This window comes from Oscillatoria sp. FACHB-1406, assembly GCF_014698145.1.
GTDB lineage: Bacteria > Cyanobacteriota > Cyanobacteriia > Cyanobacteriales > Spirulinaceae > FACHB-1406.
Map to the genome: position 1 here is coordinate 1 of NZ_JACJSM010000040.1, position 22,715 is coordinate 22,715.

Sequence of the window (22,715 nt, forward strand, 5' to 3'; positions counted from 1 at the left end):
GATTCTAAAAAGGGCGAAAAACCTCGGTATCAGAGCGTGAGAAACCGAGGCCGAGCTATGTCGCACAGAGGGCTACTATTTGTCGTGCGGAATGTGGGTTATTAGTCGATCTGACGGCGGAATTTCCCGAACCGAAAGCGGTACGCGCGGGCAAAACCTATCTCTGCGTTCCCACTTTAGATGCGGGTTGCCTACCTGTTTCTGTTTTGCGAGAGCTTGCTGCGACAATTTCTACCTGGCAGGGGAAAACTTATATTCACTGTGCGGCGGGATACGGACGCTCTGCAACTGTGGCAGCAGCGGTGTTAATCTTGCGAGGCTGGGATAAGGAAAACGTTGAAGCGTATTTGCAATCTGTTCGTCCGGGAGTCGCGCTGAATGCGACTCAACGAAGGGCGATCGCGCGATTTTAGCAATACATTATTCATAGTTTATAACTCATAATTTAGATGATTCGTTACCCGCCACTCATCTTAACTTTATACCCTAGTTTCGTTAACAACTCGACTAATTTCTGTTTGTGTTCTCCCTGAAGTTCCAGCATATTATCTTTAGCCGTTCCTCCCGTTCCACATTGAGTTTTAAGCTGTTTGAGCAATTGGTTTAAGGTTTCGGGCGTGCATTGAAATCCAGTGACTTCGGTAACAGTTTTCCCTTTACGCCCTTTACGGGAGGCTTGAACCCGCAGTTGTTGCTGTTGGGGCGGCAGTTCGGGAACGGCTCGCGCGATCGCAGCTTCATTCTCAACGTTGCCAAATTCTTGATAAACAATCCGTTTTTTGGAAGCAGACATTTGGGAAATTAAAAATTAAAAATTTACAACCCTCAATTATTCATTATTCACTATTCACTATTCATTATTAAAACACGATCGCGCACCCATCGGCTCGCGATTCCGTGGCAGCCACCAAAGCCTTGCCCCAACGCAAAATCATCTGACCCTTACCAAATTCGCTAACATTCGCGGTAATACCGACATTATGCCCGCGTTCGGCTAAAGCGGAGGCTAGTTGTCCGGGGACGCGAGATTCGAGCAACACGCGATCGCGCGTCAAAAAACGCCATCTGGGAGCATCGAGCGCGGCTTGCGGGTTAAGCCCGTAATCCACCAAATTCACCGCCATTTGTAAATGCCCTTGGGGCTGCATCTGTCCTCCCATTACGCCAAACGGTCCGAGCGGTTCGCCGTCTTGGGTCAGGAAACCGGGAATAATGGTATGAAAAGGGCGCTTTCCCGGCGCGTACTGATTCGGATGTCCCGCCGCGAGCGTAAACCCAGAAGCACGATTTTGTAAGGCAATTCCCGTTCCCGGCACTAAAATTCCGCTGCCAAACCCCGAAAAATTGGATTGAATAAACGACACCATCATGTCGCGATCTGCCGTACAAAGATACACCGTACCGCCATCGGGAATACCGGGTTCGGCGTTGTTAATCGCTTGCAATTTAAGCAGTTGGCGGCGTTGGGCGGCGTAGCTTTTATCGAGCAATTGTTCGATCGGAAATTCAAGGAAATTCGGATCGGCAATGTAACGATTAAGATCGGCAAAAGCGAGCTTCATCGCTTCAATTTGTAGGTGCAAGCTTTCCACCGATTCCCGGGGAAAGTTCCCCAACTCAAAACCTTCTAAAATATTGAGAGCGAGGAGAGTTGCAATTCCTTGGGTATTGGGAGGCATTTCCCATACAGTTAACCCTCGATAAGTGGTAGAAATGGGGCGTACCCATTCGGCAGTATGAACCGCCAAGTCTTCTCGGCTCAAATAACCGCCCGTCGCTGCGGCAAAATCCGCGATCGCGCCGGCAATTTCGCCGCGATAAAATGTCTCTTCCCCCGCCGACGCGATCGCGCGCAAGGTGCGAGCGTGTAGCGGACTTCCCCACAATTCCCCCACCTCCGGCGCGCGATCGCCCGGAAAAAAGACTTCTTTAAAGGGCTGAAACTCTGGCTCGGTTAGGGGTAGATAAGTTTTTTCGGCTCGTTTCCATGCTTGCGCCGTCATCGGAGAGATAGGAAAGCCTTCCTCTGCATAACGAATAGCGGGTGCAAACAGTTCCTCAAACGGCAAACTCCCCCAACGCTCCCAGAGTTTGCCCCAAGCCGATACTGCGCCCGGAACCGTGACGCTTTGCCAGCCCAATCCCGGGATGCGCTCTTTCCACAAGAAGTCGGTACGCTCCAAGTGTTTTGGACTGCGCCCCGAAGCATTCAAACCCTGTAGTTCTTTGCCATCCCAAACGATCGCGAAAGCATCGGAACCGATACCATTAGAAGTAGGCTCGACCACCGTCAGCGCGATCGCGCTCGCTACGGCTGCATCCACCGCATTACCGCCCTTCAACAGCATTTCCATTCCCGCTGTCGCTGCTAGGGGCTGACTGGTAGCGATCGCTCCCCGACTGCCCAAAATGACTCGTCGCGTGGAAGAATAGGGATAATCGAACAGAGACGGGAAATTCATTGACTTTCGAGCCGGGGGTTGCAAATGAATTATCCGTTATTTTGAGCGATTGAGGGGACGCGGCAACCATTTTGCTGCGATCGCGTCTTGAAGATTTTGGAAAAGGTGCCATGTAGCACTTGCTTTTTTTCCAATAACAATTTACGAATCAAAAAGCGCAATGAACTTCAAAAGATCGCCTTTCAAGTTAACCTTCTTCTGGGTATTTTTCGCCTTACTGGGAACAAACCTTGGAGGAGCAGTTTTTGATGCGCGATCGCCCCTATCTTTTCTATCCGCTGCCCTCGCGCAAGACTCCGATGAAAAACCGCCTAGCCCCCTCGAGATCGCTCCCCCCGATCCTCTAGCTCCTGAAGGCTTTCTTTCGCCGCTGCGGATTAAAAAGTTCGAGCAAGACTTGGACGCATTGAACGCTCGTGCCGTTGCCGAACTTGCAGCAAAAAATGGGGATGCTGCTTTTGAGATTTGGTATCGGGAACTGCGTTTGTGGCGAATTTTAGGACGTTTGGAAGAAGTGAAAGCTTTGGGAAGGGTGGGAAATATTGCATGGCAAGAAAGCCGCAGTCCGGATATTAAAATTATTACTAAACGTTTAAATGTTATTGAGGCTGAAGTTAAAACCGAAGGCGCAACAGACCAAGCAATTCTGGGCGCTCTCGCAACAGCTTACGAGCAAGTCCGCGAGTTTAAAGCGGCTGCGGCAACCTACAATTTAATCTTAGAAAATGCACGTCGCGAAAACGATATGCCCACTGTTGAAAGGGCTTTAAGAGCGCAGGGCGAACTTTATTTGACTTGGTTTGACTATCCGTCGGCAGCCCTCGTTTACGAGCAACTTCTCGGCATCGCTCGACAACAGTTTGACGATTTTAATACGTTTACTTACCTGGAAAAACTCGCTTATATTTACGATCGTTCCCTCGAAACAGAAAAGCGAGAAAATGTCAAGATGATTTTGCTTGAAAAAGCCGTAGAAATTGGGGAGCAATTGCGAGCGAGCTATCAAAAGAAACAGGATGTTGCAAAACTTTTAGCCACACAAATTTCCCTCGCCCAAAAGTATGAAGCTCTCGATCGCGCCGAAGTAGCCAGCCAAATTTATCAAGCTACTTTTACCCTTGCTTGGGAGCAAAAACAAATGGCTCGCGCCAGCGAAGCCCTACAGAAACTTGCAGAACTCTACGAACAGCATAACCAACTCGATTTTGCAGTTCAGGTGTACGAGGAGCAGGCGAAGGTACAAACGATATCTGGCGATCGCTACGGATTAATGAATACCTACGACCGCATCGGTTTAGCCCACCTCCAACGCCGCGATCCCCAGCAAGCACTATCATCTTTTGAGTCGGGGTTACAATTGGCGCGATCGCTTTCCTATCGAGAAGCGTATTTTCAAACGCAAATCGAGAGAATTCGGAAAAATGAATAAAGCAGTTTGTTGTTAATTGATTAATTGACGGTTAAATTATATCGACCGCGATCTTTTGACTCGTAACCATTAACAATAATATGGTAAGTGCCATCGCGAGGTAAGGTCAGGGTAAGTCTTGAATTACTATTATCTTCGCTCAAATCGTCGTTTTCTTCAAGAACTTTGCCATTGTCATCAGCAATTAACACATAAGTATCGAAATCCGTACTGTCTACAGAAATAGTTACAGATTGACCCGCACGACCTTGAAAGTTGTGAACATCGTACAAACTTTTATCCTCATCCAGAACGTTGTCACCCTCTTCCAAAGCGCCTTGAACTTGTAAAATTGGTTGAATATCTGCCGCTCGGGCTGAGGCACAACTCCCCAAGGGTGCGAGCGTCATCAGACCGATCCCAAACGCTAGACCAATTTGTTCGTAAGCTTTGAAGTGTCGATGCGCCATAACAAATTTCGCCTCAATTAAGCCAACAAATTTATGAAGACGAAGAATTTATAGGTACTGTTCCTCATTGTTATTAGATGTCCCCGCAACGTAAGGCAACTCAACATGACTTTTAGCAGCGCAACTTTATTTTATTTGGGCTTTTTCCTGGCGTTTCTGAATCTGTGGCGAATCTCTTATTGGGATACTGCCATTGTTACAGCGATCGCGACCGTCGCGATCGCGGGCGTTAAGTCCAGCTTGTGCGTTCGCAGCGAGCAAAACCCGTCCTCTCCTGAGTTCCCGCCTCAAAAGAAGGCTTAATCTAGCAGCGGGGAGGGGATCGCGATCGCGGTGGGACTATTTTTGCTTACCCAAGTGCGTTGCTAATCCCTTTCGATCCCTGGAATACGATATTAATATCGAACTTTTGGAAAGGCGATCTTTGCGATCCCCTGTAAGAACTTATTCGATATCAGCCGTATCTCCCCTCAAACAAGCATCTCTCCCCTTAGATAGATGCTACTCCCTCTCGCTAACATTAAACTAAAATTGTTGGATTTAAAAATTAAATCTTTTGAGTAAAAATAACTCAAGAGTAGAGTAACATAAAACCCTTTAAGACCCATGAATAACTGCCCTTTTTGCTCCGGTCAAATGCTTCGTCACATTAGCAACAGACGAATTTTTTGGTATTGTCCGTCTTGCCATCAAGAAGTTCCAAACTTGCAAAGTTTAATTCAGGGTTTAAGTGTCGAGCGCTCTCGTCCCGTCGGGCGTAATTAAAAAGATTAACTTTGAAGACCGAAAAAACCAATATCTTCACCGAGCAGAACTTTCGCCTTTTGTAATAGTAGCGAGCGAAGGAACTGCTCCTTTTGAGTGGCCAGAGTGCAATCCGTACTCTCCAGTCCTATTAGCAATTCAAATACCGTAGAGTGTTGGAGCGGAAAGGGATTAGGGTAGATTGTTGAAGATGATGCGTGCGCGATCGCAAATCGGAAATGTTAAAGCCAGCTACCCGGCAATGCCTATTTATCCTAGCCTCTATCCTGCTTTGGGGATGTCAGGACTTATCTCCCGACAAAACCCAGAACCCAAAGACTACACCGATTAAAAGCCTCAAGAAATTTCCAGCACAACGCAAACTGAAGCCGATACTGCTACAAGGGAAGGTCGTTCGCCAAGCCCCCTTTTTGCAAGGAGGGGCTTACTTGCTGCAAGATGAAACGGGTCAAATCTGGGTCGTTACCAAGCGAGTTTTACCCCCGACAGGAACAGATATCCTCTTTCAAGGCGGGCAGGAGTACAAACAGATTGCGATCGGGAGACGGAAGGTAGGGGAAGTTTACGTGCAAGAATTAGAGAGACTTTCCAGTCAAAAATAATTTGTAATTCGTAGTTTGTAGTTCGTAATTCGTAATTCGTAATTCATAACTCATAACTCATCATTCATAACTCATAATTCATCATTCCTATGTCTCAAAGATCGGGTCAGCGCACGGTCGCCGTTGCAATTCTTTACCAGCAGGGGCGTTTTTTGATGCAATTGCGCGACGATATTCCAGGCATTTATTACCCGGGTTGCTGGGCTTTCTTCGGAGGTCATCTTGATTCAGGCGAAACGCCCTCACGGGCAATCGAACGAGAGCTACACGAAGAAATCCGCTATACTTTACCAGTAGAACCCCTTGAATTTAGACGTTACTGCGAAACTGCGGTTATTCGTCATGTTTTCCATGCCCCTTTAACGGTTGCTCTCGATCGCCTCATCCTTTGTGAAGGTTGGGATATGGCCCTCCTTGCACCCGATGATATCGAACGCGGCGACTTTTATTCACCCAGAGCTAGACAAGTCAGACCTTTAGGTTCCACTCACCGGCAAATTCTTCTCGATTTTCTCGCCAGCGGTTTGCTTCCAACTCGCGAAACCCCCAGTTAAAGAGCGTGGGAACAGAGGACAATGGTGAAAGTGTCACCCCCATCAGCATTGACCGCTAAAGGCGCAACTATTTTAGCAATGACTTCCATCTTGCAAGCGGATGTCAGAAAAATCGGGAAAATATAAAGAGTGTCAACTTATTTTGTTGAATAGAGCGCTCGCCCTCAGAACGCTCTATCGCCCTTGAAATTTCTCAGAATATATTTATTCGTCAGGTTTTTAAAATACGATTCCCCAACCCGTCTATGAAACACCCGCGCAGATTGTTGGCCTCTATTCCCTCTTTTTTCGCGATCCCCGCGCGCCCGAAGCGATCCCCAGTCTGGATTGCACTCTTGGCAGCCTCATCGCTCTTAGCGCCCGCTTTAAGCTCTTCAGCGAAAGCCACCTTGGAAACGAGTCCGAAAGCCCTTGTCGATGAAGTTTGGCAAATTATTAACCGCGAGTTCATCAGCTACGACTTCAATCAAGAAGAATGGTTGGCGACTCGCACCGAACTTTTGAAGCAAGATTATACCTCGCAAGAAGAAGCTTACTCTGCGATTCGTAAAGCACTTAAAGACCTCGGCGATCCTTATACGCGCTTTCTCAATCCGCAAGAATTTGAAGAACTCAGCAATCAAACCACTGGCGAACTATCGGGGATCGGGCTTCGTTTAGAAGTTAACTCACAAACCCAAGTGCTAACCGTTGTCGAACCCTTAGATAATTCTCCGGCTAGCGAGGCGGGTTTGCAAACGGGTGACAAAATTTTGAAAATTGACAGCAAACCGACAACGCTGATGACAGTGGAACAAGCTTCGGAATTGATTCGCGGCGAGGAAGGGACTGAAGTTACGTTGGAAGTCTCACGAGGGATTGAAACTCCGTTTGAGGTTACGCTCAAACGCGCGCAAGTTGAAGTTCCCGTATTGCATTCGAGCCTCAAGCAAGAAGGACAAATGCGCATCGGCTATCTGCGTTTAGATGAGTTTAGCTCTCATGCGGCCGAGCAGATGAAAAAAGCGGTGGAGAAGTTAGAAGCGGACAAGGTAGAAGGGTTTGTATTAGATCTGCGCGGAAATCCCGGCGGTTTGCTGTTCGCGAGTGTCGATATTGCCCGGATGTGGATTGAAAATGGCCCGATTGTAAGGACGGTCGATCGCAAAGGCGGCGATCGCGAGTTTTCGGCCAATCGCACCTCAATTACGAATTTACCGCTTGTTGTCCTCGTTGACGGCTACTCTGCCAGTGCAAGCGAAATTTTAGCGGGCGCGCTTAAGGATAACAAGCGCGCTACGATTGTCGGCACGCGCACCTTTGGCAAAGGTTTAGTGCAATCCGTCCATCCCCTATCGGATGGTTCCGGTTTGGCGGTGACGATTTCTCGCTACTATCCGCCTAGCGGGATTGATATTAATAAAAAAGGCATTCTCCCCGATATTCAACTCGACTCGCGCGAAGAAATTCCGACCGCTTTAAAAGGTACGGGACGGGACGAACAATATGCCAGAGCCGTGAGCGTTCTAAGCAATATTCGTTTGGGACAAAATCGGGCGGCAACGTCAGGAGGGCTGGCAACGACGCAACAGCAATAAAGTTCAGCGCTACGGTTCTGTGCTTTGAATGATTGTACCCACAAAAATTCCGCTTATTCCTGGCAAAGGAGAGCGGAATTTTTGATTTGTATTGAATAATTAATAATGGACCATTGATAACGTTGGTTAGTCATCCGTCCTTCAGTATGCAAACTTTTTTGCGACGATGGAAACAGTTCTGAGGGAAGCGCATTGCCCTCAATTTGACTGCGTTCTCCCCTAGACAAAGTGTTTGAGTTATGATAAAGAGCAGAGAGCGCGGGGAACGGTTCGCTCGCAGTTAGGGTATAACCATCGCGATTGTGCGTGCGGTTTCGCGGAGGATTCTCTCGGTAGAGGATGGAACGGAAGCCGTAAACCTATAATGGGAAAAGGCCTTCTCCTCTTTCGGTACTGAAAAGGTGCGCGCTCGGACTCGGACACCATCGATTAATATCAATGACTGGGCAATTCTCCAATTTTGTAGACTTACTACGTTACAGAGCTTCAAAGCAATCGGAAAAAATCGTTTTTACCTTTTTACCAGACGGAGAAACCGAAGCCGAGAGCCTCACTTACCGACAGTTAGACGAACGGGCGCGCGCGATCGCGGTACGATTGAATTCGTTAAATGCGACGGGAGAACGGGCGCTCTTGCTCTACCCGCCGGGATTGGAGTTTATTGCGGCGTTCTTTGGCTGTTTGTATGCGGGCGTTATCGCCGTTCCCGCCTACCCGCCTCGTGCGAATCGTTCCTTGGAGCGCTTGCAGGCGATTGTTTCAGATGCGGGGGCGGAGTTTGCCCTAGCGACGAGCGGTTTGATGGAGAGTGTAGAAGGCAGATTGACGCATTCTGCCCGCACGCTTTCTTGCGTAGCGACGGATAGTCTTGATTTAGCGCAGGCAAGCGATTGGCAACCCCACCACCCCAGCGCCGATAGTCTGGCGTTTTTGCAGTATACCAGCGGTTCGACGGGCAATCCCAAGGGCGTGATGGTGAGTCATGCCAATTTGATGCACAATTCGGGTTTAATCAATCGCTGTTTTCAGGATACGCCGGAGAGTAAGGGCGTTTCTTGGTTGCCGCCGTATCACGATATGGGGCTGATTGGTGGGATTTTACAGCCAGTTTTTGTGGGCGCTTCGATGACCTTGATGCCGCCGGTTGCGTTTCTCCAGCGTCCGTTAAGATGGTTGCAGGCGATATCGCGCGAGCGCGTCACCACGAGCGGCGCGCCGAATTTTGCTTACGATCTTTGCGTTAACCAAATTACGCCGGAACAGCGAGATACGCTCGATTTGAGTTGTTGGCAGTTGGCGTTTAGCGGGGCTGAACCCGTGCGCGCGGAAACATTAGAGCGGTTCGCGGATTATTTTCGTCCCTGCGGTTTCCGCATTGAGGCGTTTCATCCTTGTTACGGGATGGCAGAAACGACTTTAATTGTTTCGGGCGGTGCGAAACAAGATGCGCCGATTTTACAGAATTTTGAGAGTAAAGCGCTGGAAGAAAATCGCGTTGTTCCCGTTGGGAATGGGGCGCAAGGTAGCACGCTGTTAGTGGGTTGTGGGAAGGCGATTGAAGGGCAGTTAATTACTGTCAATCCCGATACGTTTCAGGTTTGTTCGGATGGGGAAATTGGCGAAATTTGGGTTAAAAATGAGAGCGTTGCGCGCGGTTATTGGGGGCGGGAAACGCTGACCCAGGAGATGTTTAACGCGCATTTGGCGACGGGCGAAGGGCCGTTTTTACGCACGGGCGATCTCGGTTTTTTGCAAGCGGGAGAGTTGTTCGTGACGGGGCGCATTAAGGATTTAATTATTATCCGAGGGCGCAATTATTATCCTCAAGATATTGAAGCGACGGTTGAAGCGAGTCATGATGCGATCCGGGAAGCTTGCGGGGCGGCTTTTGCGGTGGAGGTTGAGGGCGAAGAACGGCTGGTTATTACTTATGAGGTGAAACGCAGCAGCATTCGTTCGTTGAATGGGGAAGAGGTGGGGCAGGCGGTGCGTAAAGCGATCGCGCAACACCATGAGTTACAAGTTGACGCGATCGCGTTTTTAAAAACCGGCAGCGTTCCGAAAACCTCCAGCGGAAAAATTCAGCGTCATGCTTGCAAGGCGGGGTATTTAGCCGGAACTTTAGATGTTGTCGGGGAATGGAAGAAAGCCGTCATCAGTCAGCCGCCATCAGTAGGGACGTTTCATAAAATGTCCGTACAGCAGTTGCCAGCGGACGGCGGACAGGCGACGAGAAGGCAGCCAAAAATTAATCCTGAAACGGCAAAAATTCAAGCTTGGCTGATTGAAAATATTGCGGCCAGGTTAGGATTTTCTCCGCTGGAAATCGATTCGAGGGAGTCTTTTGCAGTTTATGGGTTAGATTCAGTTCAAGCCGTGCGTCTAACCGCCGATTTAGAAGATTTTTTGGGCAGAAAATTATCGCCGACTCTTGCATACGATTATCCCACAATTGAGGAGTTATCGCAATACCTGAGTGGAGAAAATTCGGAAGAAGGTTTATTAAATATTTCGGTGCGAGCGGAAACAGCTTTTAACGAACCGATTGCCATTATCGGTATCGGCTGTCGCTTCCCCCAAGCTAGCAACCCGGAGGCATTTTGGCGGTTATTGCGCGAGGGGAAAGATGCGATTTCTCCGGCGAGCGCGCGCTGGGAAGGGGAAGATTGGGGCGGATTTTTAACGGAAATCGATCGCTTTGACGCGCATTTTTTTGGGATTTCGCCGCGCGAGGTGCGGGAGATGGATCCGCAGCAACGTTTACTTTTAGAAGTGAGTTGGGAAGCCTTAGAAAATGCAGGCATTCCCACCGAACGACTAGGGGGCAGTGCGACGGGCGTTTTTGTCGGGATTAGCAGCAGCGATTACTCGCAACTGCGCTTAAAAACGCAACAGGAACCGGATGCTTATTCGGGAACGGGAAATGCTCACAGTATTGCTGCCAATCGTCTCTCTTATTATCTCGATTTACGCGGCCCTTCGTTGAGCGTCGATACGGCTTGTTCTTCTTCGTTAGTGGCGGTACATTTAGCGGTAAATAGCTTGCAGGCGGGGGAATGCGATCGCGCGATCGCGGCCGGTGTTAACCTGATTTTATCGCCAGAATTAACCCAAACCTTTACCCAAGCGGGAATGATGGCAGCCGACGGACGCTGCAAAACCTTCGATGCAAAGGCGGATGGTTACGTGCGGGGCGAAGGGTGCGGGGCGGCGATTCTGAAGCGTTTGAGCGATGCAGAGCGCGACGGCGATACAATTTTAGCAGTGGTTCGCGGTTCGGCGATTAACCAAGACGGGCGCAGTAACGGTTTAACCGCACCGAATGGAAACGCCCAGCAAGCGGTAATTCGCCAAGCATTGCAGCGATCGGGAAAGGTTGCAGGGGAGATTGATTATCTCGAGGCGCACGGTACGGGAACGGCGTTAGGGGATCCGATTGAGGTAAATTCTTTAAAATCGGTGTTAATGCAGGAACGGACTGCGGAACAAACCCTTTATATCGGTTCTGCAAAAACCAACATCGGGCATTTAGAAGCAGCGGCGGGAATTGCGGGATTGATTAAGACGATTCTTTCGCTGCAAGCTGAAGAAATTCCACCCCATCTCCATTTTACAACCCTCAATCCGCACATCGATTTAACGGGGAGTACCATTGCAATTCCGACGCAGATTGTGGATTGGAAAAAGGGCGATAAGTTGCGCGCGGCGGGAGTCAGTTCTTTTGGGTTTGGCGGGACGAACGCTCACGTTATTGTTGAGGAGTATCGGGGTAATCAGTCATCTGTTATCAGTCATTCATTATCAGAAGCAGCGAAAGGAGCAAAAACGGTTTCTTTGCTCACACTTTCTGCCAAGAATGAGGCGGCGTTAACCGATTTAGCGAACGCCTACCATAACTATATTACTGCTCGTCCCGAAGTTAACTTACAAAACCTCTGTTTCACTGCCAATACCGGACGGACGCAGTTTTCCCATCGCTTGGCTATTTTAGCCCCTTCTTGCGAGCAACTCGAAGCTGAGTTGGAAGCAATTCTGGAAGGGAAAGATACAACTGCGGCGTTTAAAAATACCGTCGCTCCGAGCGCTAAGCCAAAAATTACTTTCCTCTTCACCGGACAAGGTTCGCAATATGCCGGAATGGGAGAGCAACTCTATCAAAACGAACCCATTTTTCGAGCCGCGATCGATCGCTGTGCGGAAATTTTACAGCCGTACCTGGAAAAACCGCTCCTCGATATTTTATACCCCAAAACCGAGACAGATGCGAGCGAAATTTCTCAAACTTATTACACGCAGCCCGCATTATTTTCCGTTGAATATGCCCTCGCGCAATTGTGGCAATCTTGGGGGATAGAACCGAGTGCGGTGATGGGGCATAGTGTCGGCGAATATGTCGCTGCTTGTCTGGCGGGCGTGTTTAGCTTAGAAGATGGGTTAAAATTAATCTCCCATCGCGCAAAACTGATGCAAGCGTTGCCGGGAAATGGCGGAATGGCTGCGGTGATGGCGGATGAAGGAACCGTTGCGGCGGCGATTGTAGGGGAGGAAAATGAAGTCGCGATCGCGGCGATTAATGGAACCCAAAGCGTTACGATCTCGGGAGAGAAAGAAGCCCTCGATCGCGCAATTGCCAGATTGCAGGAAAGCGGGATTAAAACAACCAAACTGCAAGTCTCCCATGCCTTCCATTCGCCCTTAATGGAACCGATGCTTACCGACTTTGAACGCATCGCGCGGGAGATTGAGTATTTCCCCCCAACGCTCGAAGTAGCCGCCAACTTAACCGGGACTTTTGTTTCTCAAGAAATCGCTACGCCCGAATATTGGGTGCAACATATTCGCCAACCCGTCCGCTTCGCCGATAGCATTCAAATTTTACGCGATCGCGGCTATGAAATTTTCTTAGAAATTGGCCCCAAGCCGACGTTAATCGGGATGGGTAAGAATATCCTTAATGATTCTTCCCTCTCATGGCTGCCGAGTTTGCATCCGAAACGAGAAGACGGGTGGCAAATGAGAGCGAGTTTAGCAGCTTTATGGGTTCGCGGTGCGAATATCGATTGGCAACAATTCGAGGGAAAAAGCGATCGCCAACGCTTGACAAATTTACCTAACTATCCCTTCCAGCGCCAGAGTTATTGGCTGCCAGAAGCAACGGGAGATCGCATCGCCGCCCCCACCTTAAAAATTCACGAAAAAGCGCACCGCGATTGGTTTTATCGAGAAGAATGGGTACTAGCACCAGAGGAGAAACAATCAACCGCAGCAGAAATAGAACGACAATCTTTACTCATTTTTGCCCCGAACGCCGACCACGATAAAACCCTTCTTCAATCGCTTCAAAAAATTGGCGATTCTTGCTGGGTAGTTTATCCCGGCGAGCGTTACAAAAAAGATTCCTCCTCCTGGGAAATTAACCCCAGCAATCCCAATGACTTCCAGCAACTTTTAAGCGATGTTGCCGAAGATTCTATATCGGATTGTACGATTATCTACCTCTGGGGAGTGACTGAAAAACCCGCCCTTTCCTTAAAAGAGATCGAAAGCGAACAAAAGTTGAGCGGTGAGGGATTGCTGCATTTACTGCAAGCGCTTTACCAGCAAAACTTGAAAGGAAAAATTTGGGTGGCGACGCGCGGGACGCAAATCGTATTCCCGGAAGGAGAACGCAATAACATCGCTCAATCGATCCTCTGGGGGATGGCGAATGTGATTGCTTTAGAATATCCAGAACTTTGGGGGGGAATTATCGATTTACCCTCAGAAGTGGCAGGAAATGAAGGGGAAGTTCTCGCCGCCGCGCTTTTGGAGAGTCAGGGAGAAACTCGTCTTGCTTTCCGCAATGGCAAACGCTATGTTTCTCGCCTACAACGCGCCGAACAACCGGAAAATTCCTCAGTTTCCCTTCAGGGCGATGCGTCTTATTTAATTACCGGCGGATTGGGTTCATTGGGGTTGGAGGTTTCTCGCTGGCTGGTAGAAAAAGGCGCAAAATATTTAGTTATCCTCGGCAGAAGTGAAGTAAAACCCGAAGTACAATCCGCGATCGCGCGTTTGCAAAAATCCGGTGCTACAGTTATCTCTCTCCAAGCGGATGTTAGCAATGAAGCCGATTTAAAGCGCGTTTTAGATGAAGTAAAAACCCATCTACCGCCTTTACGCGGAATTGTTCACGCCGCCGGAATCCTCGACGATGGCTTACTGGCAGGATTGACCTGGGAACGATTTGAGAAAGTCTTTGCGCCTAAAGTCAGAGGTGCGTGGAACTTACATCAACTTACCCAAGAAATCCCCCTCGATTTCTTCGTTCTCTTCTCCTCTGTTGCTTCTGTACTCGGCTCTCCGGGGCAAGGTAACTATGCCGCCGCGAACGCCTTCCTCGACGCGATCGCGCATTACCGTCGCAGCCAACAATTACCCGCTTTAAGCATCAACTTCGGGCCGCTTTTAACGGGGATGGCAACTCAAAAACGGCTATCAACAAAAGGACTCGAACCAATTAGTATTGAGGCCGCTTTATCCGCCCTGGATAGCGTTTTTTCGACTTCCCAACCGCAAATCGGCATCTGGCAAGCGAACTGGGAAATCCTCCACCAACAATTCCCCAACTTCGCGCGCGCTCCTTATTTCCAAAACTTCCAAACCAGCGCACCCCTAAAATCCCAACCCGCAGCGATTTACGCAGAACTTTTAGCCCTTTCCCCCACTCAACGCGAAACCTACTTAACGGCATACCTGCAAACATCCCTCGCCCAAATCCTGCAACTCAATGGTACAGAAATTTCTAAGAGTGAAAGCTTGCTCGATTTAGGCATGGATTCCTTGATGGTAATGGAAGCCGTCGATCGCCTAAAAACCGATCTCGACTTAATGTTATACCCCCGCGAATTCTACGAACGCCCGAAAATCGAAATTCTTGCCAAATATCTCGCCGTCGAATTTGCGAAAACCCACGATATCGGTACGGTTATACCCACCAATCCACCAGAAATAACGACGATTTCAACCGCCGTTCCCCCCAAACCCTCCCAACTGCAACTCGATCGAAAATTACCCAAAATTGCCTTCATTCTCTCCAGTCCGCGCGCCGGTTCTACCCTACTGCGCGTCATGCTTGCCGGACATCCCGATTTAGCCTCGCCGCCGGAATTACACCTACTCCCCTTCGATACGATGGGCGAACGAGAAAGCGAACTCGGACTTTCTCACCTCGGCGAAGGATTGCAGCGCGCGCTGATGGAATTACAAGGCATGGATGGCGATGCAGCCGAAGATTTAGTCGCAAAATTAACCGCCGAAAATCGCTCGATTCCCGAAGTCTATGCCCAACTGCAAACCTTAGCAGGCGAGCGATTATTGGTTGACAAATCGCCAACGTATGCCTTCCATCGCGAAACCCTAGAACGCGCCGAAGCAATGTTTTCGGGTGCTAAATACGTCCATCTCGCGCGCCATCCTTACGCCGTCATCGAGTCTTTCTGCCGCCTGCGGATGGATAAACTCGTAGGAACGGGACAAGAAAATCCTTTCCAGCTAGCAGAATCGATTTGGACGAAGAGCAATCAAAATATTATCGAGTTTTTTGAAGGCATTGAAGCCGAACGGCATTACTTATTGCACTACGAAGCATTGGTAAAAAATCCCGAAGTTGAGATGCAAAAACTCTGTGACTTCCTGGAGATTCCTTACAATGAAGCGCTACTCGAACCCTATCAAGGAAAACGGATGACGGATGGCGTGAAAGAACGTTCGATGTCCGTGGGGGATCCGAACTTTTTGAAGCGCGATCGCATTGATGCTAAACTAGCCGACACTTGGCAAACCATCGAATTGCCGCAACCGCTCTCCGAAACCACACAGCAAGTCGCCCGATCGCTCGATTACGACTTACCGCGCGAGCAAACCCAACCTATCCCCCTGCAAGAAGAATTCATCGACGCGCGCGGACTCAACCTTTGCGTTTGTCGCTGGGGAGAACCGGAAAACCCCCTGATTCTGTGCGTACATGGCATTCTCGAACAGGGCGCAGCATGGCGGGATATCGCCGAACCCCTGGCAAGGCAAGGGTATTGCGTCGTTGCGCCCGACTTGCGCGGCCACGGCCGGAGCGATCGCGTCGGCCCCGGCGGATCCTATAATTTACTAGACTTCCTCGCAGATATCGATCGCGTCGTCGAACAACAGGGCGAACGTCCCTTCACCCTCGTCGGACATTCCCTCGGTTCCGTTCTCACCGCAATGTACGCCAGCATTCGTCCCGAAAAGGTGCAGAACCTCATTCTCATCGAAACCGTTCTCCCCACCGAAGTCCGAGAAACCGAAGCCGTCGAACAACTCGCCACCCACCTCAACTACCTCGCCACGCCGCCGCAGCATCCCGTCTTCCCCGATGTCGCCGCCGCCGCCGCCCGATTGCGCCTCGCCACCCCCGCCCTCAGCGAATCCTTTGCCCTGCAACTCGCAGAACGCATTACCGAACCCGTAGCAGGTGGCGTGCGCTGGCGCTGGGATGCGCTGCTGCGAACCCGCGCCGGGATTGGTTACAACGGCATTGACAGAAATCGCTATCTGTGCTTATTAAAGCAAATTCAAGCCCCGATTACTTTAGTGTACGGCGATCGCAGCGACTTTAACCGCCCCGAAGACCTCGCCGAACAGCAACAAGCGATGGCAAAAGCAGCTAAAATCGTGCTACCGGGCGGGCATAATTTGCACCTCGAAGCAGCAGCAGCGATCGCCGAAATTATTCGTAAAATTGCCAGAGGGTAGGGGGACTGTGGCTTGCTCGCATCGCAAGTATAATCGTTAGCGATAACAACCTTTTAACCTTAAAAAGGAGACTTGCTAAATACTGCATAACCCAGCAATCTTGGAAACGCGATTGTCATTTAATCAAACCTGCCTTTAAGCTCGATTCTAATGGAAACTCAGCCCCTAACAACTGAGATAAAGTTCGATCTCGTTATTCCTGGAATTCTTGCCGAACATCACTTAGAAGCCCAACGAAAAGCGAAAGAAGCTTACATGATGACCTTATTAAAGTATGGCGATATCAGTACAGGGCGAGCAGCCCGACTGCTAGATATCCCTCGCGTCGAACTGATTGACTCAATGGGAAGCTATAGTATCTCTCTATTCGATGAAACGATGACTGGATAAAATTTAGAACGAGAAGTCGCGCTGCTACAGAATATCGAGTCTGACAATCATAAATTGTCAGACTCGATACAACACCTCTTAGCGAACTCGCTAAAGTGGGTCATCTTAATTTACTGAAATATATTTTTGGAGAAGTCATTATTTCTCCCCCTCACCCCCTCACCCCCTCACCTGGTACGCTGAGCGAAGTCGAAGCGCCATCCCCCCATCCCCCAAACGGAAGAAACCGTAGCGGCGCTTTTACGATAAGATCTACTAGATTAAGTTTTATAGACTTAGCGTTCGAGAGGCGATCGCAACTCAAACCCCTTTGATTAGGGGGTATCGAACGTCAATTCTTTTGAAGACGGAGAAGAAACACGACATGGCTTACGAATTGCCCGCATTGCCCTACGACTACACGGCTCTCGAGCCTTACATTTCCAAAAATACCCTCGAGTTCCATCACGACAAACACCACGCGGCTTATGTAACGAATTACAACAAAGCCGTAGAAGGAACGGATATGGCAGACAAGTCGATTGAGGAAGTTATCAAGGCGGTTGCTGGCGATTCCTCGAAAGCGGGCTTATTTAACAACGCCGCTCAAGCTTGGAACCACAGCTTCTACTGGAACTGCATGAAGTCCGGCGGCGGCGGCGCTCCGAGCGGCGAACTCGCTGATAAAATCAATGCAGATTTTGGCAGTTTTGACAAGTTTGTCGAAGAGTTCAAAAACGCTGGCGCGACTCAATTTGGTAGCGGTTGGGCTTGGTTAGTTCTCGACAACGGCACGCTGAAAGTCACGAAGACGGGGAATGCTGAAAACCCCATGACTTCAGGACAAACGCCCCTTTTGACAATGGATGTTTGGGAACACGCCTACTACCTCGATTATCAAAATCGCCGTCCGGGTTACATTGACGATTTTGTTGCCAATTTAATTAATTGGGATTTTGTTGCTGAGAATCTAGCTGCTGCTAGCTAATCTCGCTTGCTGAATTTCAAAATAGTTTGATTTAGCTTATAAAATAGAGGTAGAATAGTATCTATCTCTATTTTTTTTCTTTTTTAATTATTAAGCAAGATTAACAGAATGGATAGCAAAGAACTGGCGCTCTATATCGAAGCAACCCAAGCCATGAGTAAACCTTGGATGCTCTTGCAATTGCGGTTAACTAAACTAAAAGAGCGGCGATCGGAACTTTCGCCAGAGGAATATATTGAGGCGCTGGAAGAACTGCACAAAGACTTAATGAATTTAGGCGATGAATGGATGGAATATGAGGGAGTCTAAAAAGCAATTCGGGGGGATAGCGAGACTTTTAGATACTCCTTCGACGACAAATGTTGCAGGGATTTATTCCTCCTAAATTTCCGTGCTATCCCCCCAGCATCCTGATGGAGGGGGAATCTGAGAGCGACAGACAATCGATCGTTGTTCGAGAAATTCTTGTATGGAAGTAATGGGTTAATTATGCCTAAAACTAAAACCAAAGCTGCTGAAGTTGATGTTGAGGATCCTCAATATTACTTTAATCGAGAATTAAGTTGGTTGGAGTTTAATTATCGAGTATTAGCCGAAGGATTAGATTCGCGAACATTGTTACTCGATCGTCTCAAGTTTCTCGCGATTTTTAGTGCAAATCTCGATGAGTTTTTTATGGTGCGCGTAGCAGTTCTGAAAAAACAAGTCGAAGCAAAAGTAATCAAACTGACATCAGACGGACGCACGCCGGAAGAACAATTACGAGCGATTCGCGATCGCCTCCTGCCCTTAGTCCAGCAACAAGATCGCGCTTTCGAGCGAGAGTTGCGCCCGCAGTTAGCAAAACAAGGTATTATTCTCGCCAATTATGTCGATTTAAGTCTCGAGCAACGCAAGCATTTACACAACTTTTTTGAAGTCCATATTTTCCCCGTTTTAACTCCCTTAGCCGTCGATCCGAGCCACCCGTTCCCTCACATTTCTAACCTCAGTCTCAATCTTGCCGTATTGGTTCAAGATCCCGAAACGAAAGAAGAACTATTTGCCCGTATTAAAGTCCCCAAAATTTTACCGCGCTTTGTTGTTTTACCCGAAGAACTTTATAATGCGAGCGAAACGGAAAAGCCCACGGTTTGGATGGGGGTTCCCATCGAACAAGTCATCGGCCATAATTTAGATGCTTTGTTTCCGGGGATGAACGTTCAAGAATGTTACCCATTTCGCCTGACGCGCAATGCAGATTTAACCGTAGAAGAAGACGAAGCTGACGATCTTTTGCTGGCTATCGAACAAGAGTTGCGTAAAAAACGGCGGCTGGGCGGTTCTTCGGTACGGCTAGAAATTCAGAATTCGATGCCGGCTAGCGTGCGCTCGACGCTGATGTGGGGGCTGCATTTGGGGGATGAAGATGTCTACGAGAGCGAAGGTTTGTTGGGATTGAATGACTTGTTTTTCTTTATGGATTTGCCGCTCCCAGAATTAAAAGAAGCACCCTGGACTCCGGCAATTCCGTTGCGATTGCAGCGCGCTCTCAATAGTACAGAAACAAACGCAACATTCGATCGCGAAGAAGGAAAAAGTTTCTTTCATATTATCCGCGATCGCGACCTCATGGTTCACCATCCTTACGAATCTTTCACCGCTTCGGTTCAAGAGTTTATCGCTCGGTCGGCTCGCGATCGGAAAGTTCTTGCGATTAAAATGACATTGTATCGAACTTCGGGAGATTCACCCATTATTGACTCGCTGATTGAGGCGGCGGAAAATGGCAAGCAGGTTGTCGCCTTAGTCGAACTTAAAGCCCGCTTCGATGAAGAAAATAACATTCAGTGGGCGAGAAAGTTGGAACAGGCGGGCGTTCACGTCGTTTACGGACTGGTGGGGCTAAAAACCCACACGAAAATCGTCTTAGTCGTGCGACAGGAAGATAAACAAATTCGCCGCTACGTTCATATCGGGACGGGAAATTACAATCCGAAAACCGCACGACTATATACGGATTTAGGATTATTTAGCTGCCAAGAAGAGTTAGGCGCAGATTTAACCGATCTATTTAACTTTCTTACGGGTTACTCGCGTCAACGCTCCTATCGTAAGATGTTAGTCTCTCCGGTCAATATGCGCGATCGCATAACGGCAATGATTGACCGAGAAATCGAACACTGCCACAACGGTAATAGCGGTCGAATTGTCGTAAAAATGAACTCCCTTGTAGACAAAAAAATTATTGCTGCCCTCTACAAAGCTTCCCAAGCGGGCGTTCAAATTGACTTAATTATTCGAGGAATTTGTTGCTTGCGGCCGGGTATTGCAGGACTCAGTGAAAATATTCGCGTCATTAGTATAGTCGGCAGCTTGCTCGAACATTCGCGCATTTTTTACTTCCACAATAATGGCGAAGATGAAGTTTATATCGGCAGTGCGGACTGGATGCCGCGTAATTTAGATCGGCGCGTTGAGGCAGTAACTCCAATTGACGATCCTGAAATTCGTAAAGATTTGCAAGAAATTCTCGGTGTAATGCTTGCAGACAATCGTCAAGCTTGGGAGTTACAATCGGATGGTAAGTACATTCAACGCCAACCGGAATCGGAACAGCAAGTGCAAAACGCGCAGCAAATTATTCGGGAAATGGCAGCGATGTCGTCGGGCATGAAATAGTTAGATGAAGCTAGCTGTCAACATAATTCGTATAAGATTGCGTTGCCTAGAATAAACTCTCCTAAATTCTCAGGATGACGGTGCGTTACGCTTCGCTAACACACCCTACTTTTCATTCTATGCAGCTTCACATCAATTTTTACACCCCCCTACTTAAATTAAAATTAGAGGCTTGTGACCTAAAATTACGAATTACGAATTACGAATTACGAATTATTTTGTCACTCTCTTGGGAGTAGTGGGCAGAAACTTTGCAGACTAAACCGCGATCGCTAGTTTCCATATATTCGGCAGCCAGGAGATTGTTAACACTGCGATAATAGAGAACGAGGCTGTTAACTCCAGAAAGCACTTGAATCGGCTCGAAATGTAAATCGGGGTAGGCGACTAAACCTTTACTAAAGTAGTCTCGTAATGCCGCTTTCCCGTAAATTGTGCCGCTCGGATTGTCGAGAAGTTTAACGATAAAGGGAGATGAAAACTCGATGTTTTCTTCGTAGTGCGATAAGATAGCTTCGAGATCGTGACGGTTCCAAGCATCAAACCATTGTTCTGCTAAGTTCATGTTTTTTAGGGTAGGTTGTACAATTTAAAAACGAGTGCGTTTATCACCTTACGAAGGCGTTAAAATTGTGACGCGATCGCGCGTTTTAATCTCCCCCGTACTGCGCGGAATTGCATTTTCTCCAAACAGAATTCCAGCTTGACTAAATCTGCGAAATGTGCTTAATGTTTTCAAGGGTTCTTGTCGTTCGTTGCGGTGTCCGCTGGCTTGATCGGTTGTCGTAACAATGCAGCGATCGCAGGGTTTCACCAAATCGAAAGTAAGTTCGCCAATTTGAAGCGCATCCCAGTTATCTTCAGCAAAAGCTTCGTTGGATTCGATAACGAGATTGGGGCGAAAACGATTCATCGGAACGCTTTGAGAGTCGTCGCCATACTTTTGCTTTAAACGTTGGTTGAGATTATCTAGGGAAGCAGTATTCACAATCAGGAAGGGATAACTATCGGCAAAACTGACGGTTTCATTTCCTTGAATTGCATATTGAGAATTGACGGGGCGAGGGTATTGAGGAGATTGGCGAAGAAGGCGAAAGTTTCCTTCGAGTTTTAAAGCAGCTTGAAGCCAGTTAGCAACTTCATTTCCTTGGTCGATCGCGCGCGTCTGGGTTCGCCAAATTTGCAGGGGAGTTTCTTTCCCTTCTAAAGTCGGATTGAGGTAAAAAGGCTCGCTCTTTTGCCCGTCAATCCCTAACACCATTGTCTCTCCTTCAAAGCGAACGAGAAGCGTTGCGAGTTGTGGATATTGACGCTGAGTGATAAACATTCCGGCGGGGTCTGCGATCGTAAATTCTCGATCCCATTCAAACCCTTTAAGAGTAACAGAAGCGCGTTCTAAAGGAATGCCGCGACAGGACTTGATGGGGTAGATAAATAGCGACTGAACTTGCATAAAAGCTTTCTCGCGATCGCGGGAAGTAAACTATAATCATGAAGTGATTATAAACCGCTCTGGCTTGGGATGAAGCGCTGATGGTCGAGACAACCCAAACAATCAATCGCTTTCCCCCGGAAAAGGTTCTGCATTATCCTTTTGTCGTTCTCCACCAAACAATGGGAGTGCCGGAAACCTGGTGCTATCGTCGCCAAGTCTTAACGATTTTCCAATTATCAGATGGGAAATATATCGAGCAAGAATCTAGTCGCATATTTCCCTTAATTTCCTCACAAACTTTAAACCAATTTCTCGAACGAGGACAGCAGTCTAAGAATCATAATTTCCTCATTCAAGAATTCCGCACTTGGTTGCGGCAACGCAATTCTCTTCAGTAAAGGATACCGCGATTAATCGATAGCCTCTAATAATTGTAACGCCGCTCTAGCCAAGTCCGAACCTCACTTTCGCGATCGAAAACACGAGCGCTTTTGCTGTACGGATCGTAGACTTTAAAGTAAAGATTTCCAAGGCGATCGCGCTTTTCTTGAATATATAGCGTTTTTCACGTGAGTGAGGTACAGTAACAGCAATGTGTAAACCAGTTACGAAAATCCTGCTCAGTCACTTGAGCATAAGCTTGAGCTAGTGCTTC

At 48.3% G+C, this 22,715-nt stretch carries 18 protein-coding genes; 13 read left to right on the forward strand and 5 right to left on the reverse strand.

Translation table 11 applies throughout. The features are described from left to right. Nucleotides 1-110 precede the first annotated feature (110 nt). On the forward strand, nucleotides 111-413 hold the full coding sequence (locus H6G50_RS23630; protein ID WP_347239991.1) for a hypothetical protein: 303 nt from the start codon (nucleotides 111-113) through the stop codon (nucleotides 411-413). A gap of 44 nt (nucleotides 414-457) precedes the next feature. Here the strand turns inward: H6G50_RS23630 and H6G50_RS23635 are convergent, their stop codons facing one another. Continuing rightward, entirely contained in the window at nucleotides 458-793 is a 336-nt protein-coding gene (locus tag H6G50_RS23635) for a translation initiation factor (protein ID WP_190722048.1), read from the reverse strand. A 67-nt stretch (nucleotides 794-860) separates the two neighbouring features. Beyond that, nucleotides 861-2,462: a gamma-glutamyltransferase family protein gene (locus tag H6G50_RS23640; RefSeq protein ID WP_190722050.1), complete on the reverse strand. Its 1,602-nt coding sequence runs from the start codon at nucleotides 2,460-2,462 to the stop codon at nucleotides 861-863. Between the two features lie 160 nt (nucleotides 2,463-2,622). Here H6G50_RS23640 and H6G50_RS23645 point away from each other — a divergent pair, with 160 nt between their 5' ends. Continuing rightward, the gene (locus H6G50_RS23645) at nucleotides 2,623-3,891 is read left to right on the forward strand and encodes a hypothetical protein (protein ID WP_190722052.1); all 1,269 of its coding nucleotides are present in this window, start codon (nucleotides 2,623-2,625) and stop codon (nucleotides 3,889-3,891) included. 20 nt (nucleotides 3,892-3,911) lie between these two features. Here the strand turns inward: H6G50_RS23645 and H6G50_RS23650 are convergent, their stop codons facing one another. Beyond that, on the reverse strand, nucleotides 3,912-4,340 hold the full coding sequence (locus tag H6G50_RS23650; RefSeq protein ID WP_190722053.1) for a PPC domain-containing protein: 429 nt from the start codon (nucleotides 4,338-4,340) through the stop codon (nucleotides 3,912-3,914). 105 nt (nucleotides 4,341-4,445) lie between these two features. Here H6G50_RS23650 and H6G50_RS23655 point away from each other — a divergent pair, with 105 nt between their 5' ends. The 10 genes from H6G50_RS23655 to ppk1 all read left to right on the forward strand — a co-directional run bounded on the left by H6G50_RS23655 (nucleotide 4,446) and on the right by ppk1 (nucleotide 20,625). Then, the gene (locus H6G50_RS23655; protein ID WP_190722055.1) at nucleotides 4,446-4,643 is read left to right on the forward strand and encodes a hypothetical protein; all 198 of its coding nucleotides are present in this window, start codon (nucleotides 4,446-4,448) and stop codon (nucleotides 4,641-4,643) included. Nucleotides 4,644-4,946: 303 nt separating this feature from the next. Beyond that, nucleotides 4,947-5,105, forward strand: a complete 159-nt coding sequence (locus tag H6G50_RS23660) for a hypothetical protein (protein WP_190722057.1) — start codon at nucleotides 4,947-4,949, stop codon at nucleotides 5,103-5,105. Nucleotides 5,106-5,323: 218 nt separating this feature from the next. Beyond that, entirely contained in the window at nucleotides 5,324-5,707 is a 384-nt protein-coding gene (locus H6G50_RS23665) for a hypothetical protein (RefSeq protein ID WP_190722059.1), read from the forward strand. Nucleotides 5,708-5,796: 89 nt separating this feature from the next. Then, nucleotides 5,797-6,261, forward strand: a complete 465-nt coding sequence (locus H6G50_RS23670) for an NUDIX hydrolase (RefSeq protein ID WP_190722061.1) — start codon at nucleotides 5,797-5,799, stop codon at nucleotides 6,259-6,261. Nucleotides 6,262-6,596: 335 nt separating this feature from the next. Beyond that, nucleotides 6,597-7,838, forward strand: a complete 1,242-nt coding sequence (ctpB, locus tag H6G50_RS23675) for a carboxyl-terminal processing protease CtpB (RefSeq protein WP_242032966.1) — start codon at nucleotides 6,597-6,599, stop codon at nucleotides 7,836-7,838. Between the two features lie 438 nt (nucleotides 7,839-8,276). Further along, nucleotides 8,277-16,607 (forward strand): type I polyketide synthase, encoded by an 8,331-nt coding sequence (locus tag H6G50_RS23680; protein WP_190722065.1) that lies wholly within the window; start codon nucleotides 8,277-8,279, stop codon nucleotides 16,605-16,607. 150 nt (nucleotides 16,608-16,757) lie between these two features. Further along, the gene (locus H6G50_RS23685) at nucleotides 16,758-16,997 is read left to right on the forward strand and encodes a UPF0175 family protein (protein ID WP_190722067.1); all 240 of its coding nucleotides are present in this window, start codon (nucleotides 16,758-16,760) and stop codon (nucleotides 16,995-16,997) included. Between the two features lie 364 nt (nucleotides 16,998-17,361). Continuing rightward, nucleotides 17,362-17,964 (forward strand): superoxide dismutase, encoded by a 603-nt coding sequence (locus H6G50_RS23690; RefSeq protein WP_190722069.1) that lies wholly within the window; start codon nucleotides 17,362-17,364, stop codon nucleotides 17,962-17,964. A 108-nt stretch (nucleotides 17,965-18,072) separates the two neighbouring features. Then, a complete protein-coding gene (locus H6G50_RS23695) occupies nucleotides 18,073-18,273 on the forward strand; it encodes a hypothetical protein (RefSeq protein ID WP_190722071.1) in 201 nt (66 codons plus the stop codon). Between the two features lie 180 nt (nucleotides 18,274-18,453). Then, complete coding sequence (gene ppk1, locus H6G50_RS23700; RefSeq protein WP_190722072.1) at nucleotides 18,454-20,625, forward strand: polyphosphate kinase 1; 2,172 nt, start codon at nucleotides 18,454-18,456, stop codon at nucleotides 20,623-20,625. A gap of 199 nt (nucleotides 20,626-20,824) precedes the next feature. Here ppk1 and H6G50_RS23705 read toward each other — a convergent pair whose 3' ends face one another. Together H6G50_RS23705 and H6G50_RS23710 are read right to left on the reverse strand one after the other, a co-directional pair. After that, nucleotides 20,825-21,190 (reverse strand): nuclear transport factor 2 family protein, encoded by a 366-nt coding sequence (locus tag H6G50_RS23705; protein ID WP_190722074.1) that lies wholly within the window; start codon nucleotides 21,188-21,190, stop codon nucleotides 20,825-20,827. Nucleotides 21,191-21,238: 48 nt separating this feature from the next. Beyond that, nucleotides 21,239-22,078 carry an MOSC N-terminal beta barrel domain-containing protein gene (locus H6G50_RS23710; protein ID WP_190722076.1) on the reverse strand — a complete coding sequence of 280 codons (840 nt, stop codon included), beginning with the start codon at nucleotides 22,076-22,078 and terminating at the stop codon, nucleotides 21,239-21,241. Nucleotides 22,079-22,158: 80 nt separating this feature from the next. Between H6G50_RS23710 and H6G50_RS23715 the strand changes: the two genes are divergently transcribed. Next, nucleotides 22,159-22,458 carry a hypothetical protein gene (locus H6G50_RS23715; RefSeq protein WP_190722078.1) on the forward strand — a complete coding sequence of 100 codons (300 nt, stop codon included), beginning with the start codon at nucleotides 22,159-22,161 and terminating at the stop codon, nucleotides 22,456-22,458. Nucleotides 22,459-22,715 lie beyond the last annotated feature (257 nt).

Coding starts and splice junctions, on each gene's coding strand:
- H6G50_RS23635 (WP_190722048.1), bottom strand. CDS start 793: ATGTCTGCTTCCAAAAAACGGATTGTTTATCAAGAATTTGGCAACGTT.
- H6G50_RS23640 (WP_190722050.1), bottom strand. CDS start 2,462: ATGAATTTCCCGTCTCTGTTCGATTATCCCTATTCTTCCACGCGACGA.
- H6G50_RS23645 (WP_190722052.1), top strand. CDS start 2,623: ATGAACTTCAAAAGATCGCCTTTCAAGTTAACCTTCTTCTGGGTATTT.
- H6G50_RS23650 (WP_190722053.1), bottom strand. CDS start 4,340: ATGGCGCATCGACACTTCAAAGCTTACGAACAAATTGGTCTAGCGTTT.
- H6G50_RS23655 (WP_190722055.1), top strand. CDS start 4,446: ATGACTTTTAGCAGCGCAACTTTATTTTATTTGGGCTTTTTCCTGGCG.
- H6G50_RS23660 (WP_190722057.1), top strand. CDS start 4,947: ATGAATAACTGCCCTTTTTGCTCCGGTCAAATGCTTCGTCACATTAGC.
- H6G50_RS23665 (WP_190722059.1), top strand. CDS start 5,324: ATGTTAAAGCCAGCTACCCGGCAATGCCTATTTATCCTAGCCTCTATC.
- H6G50_RS23670 (WP_190722061.1), top strand. CDS start 5,797: ATGTCTCAAAGATCGGGTCAGCGCACGGTCGCCGTTGCAATTCTTTAC.
- H6G50_RS23680 (WP_190722065.1), top strand. CDS start 8,277: ATGACTGGGCAATTCTCCAATTTTGTAGACTTACTACGTTACAGAGCT.
- H6G50_RS23685 (WP_190722067.1), top strand. CDS start 16,758: ATGGAAACTCAGCCCCTAACAACTGAGATAAAGTTCGATCTCGTTATT.
- H6G50_RS23690 (WP_190722069.1), top strand. CDS start 17,362: ATGGCTTACGAATTGCCCGCATTGCCCTACGACTACACGGCTCTCGAG.
- H6G50_RS23695 (WP_190722071.1), top strand. CDS start 18,073: ATGGATAGCAAAGAACTGGCGCTCTATATCGAAGCAACCCAAGCCATG.
- ppk1 (WP_190722072.1), top strand. CDS start 18,454: ATGCCTAAAACTAAAACCAAAGCTGCTGAAGTTGATGTTGAGGATCCT.
- H6G50_RS23705 (WP_190722074.1), bottom strand. CDS start 21,190: ATGAACTTAGCAGAACAATGGTTTGATGCTTGGAACCGTCACGATCTC.
- H6G50_RS23710 (WP_190722076.1), bottom strand. CDS start 22,078: ATGCAAGTTCAGTCGCTATTTATCTACCCCATCAAGTCCTGTCGCGGC.
- H6G50_RS23715 (WP_190722078.1), top strand. CDS start 22,159: ATGGTCGAGACAACCCAAACAATCAATCGCTTTCCCCCGGAAAAGGTT.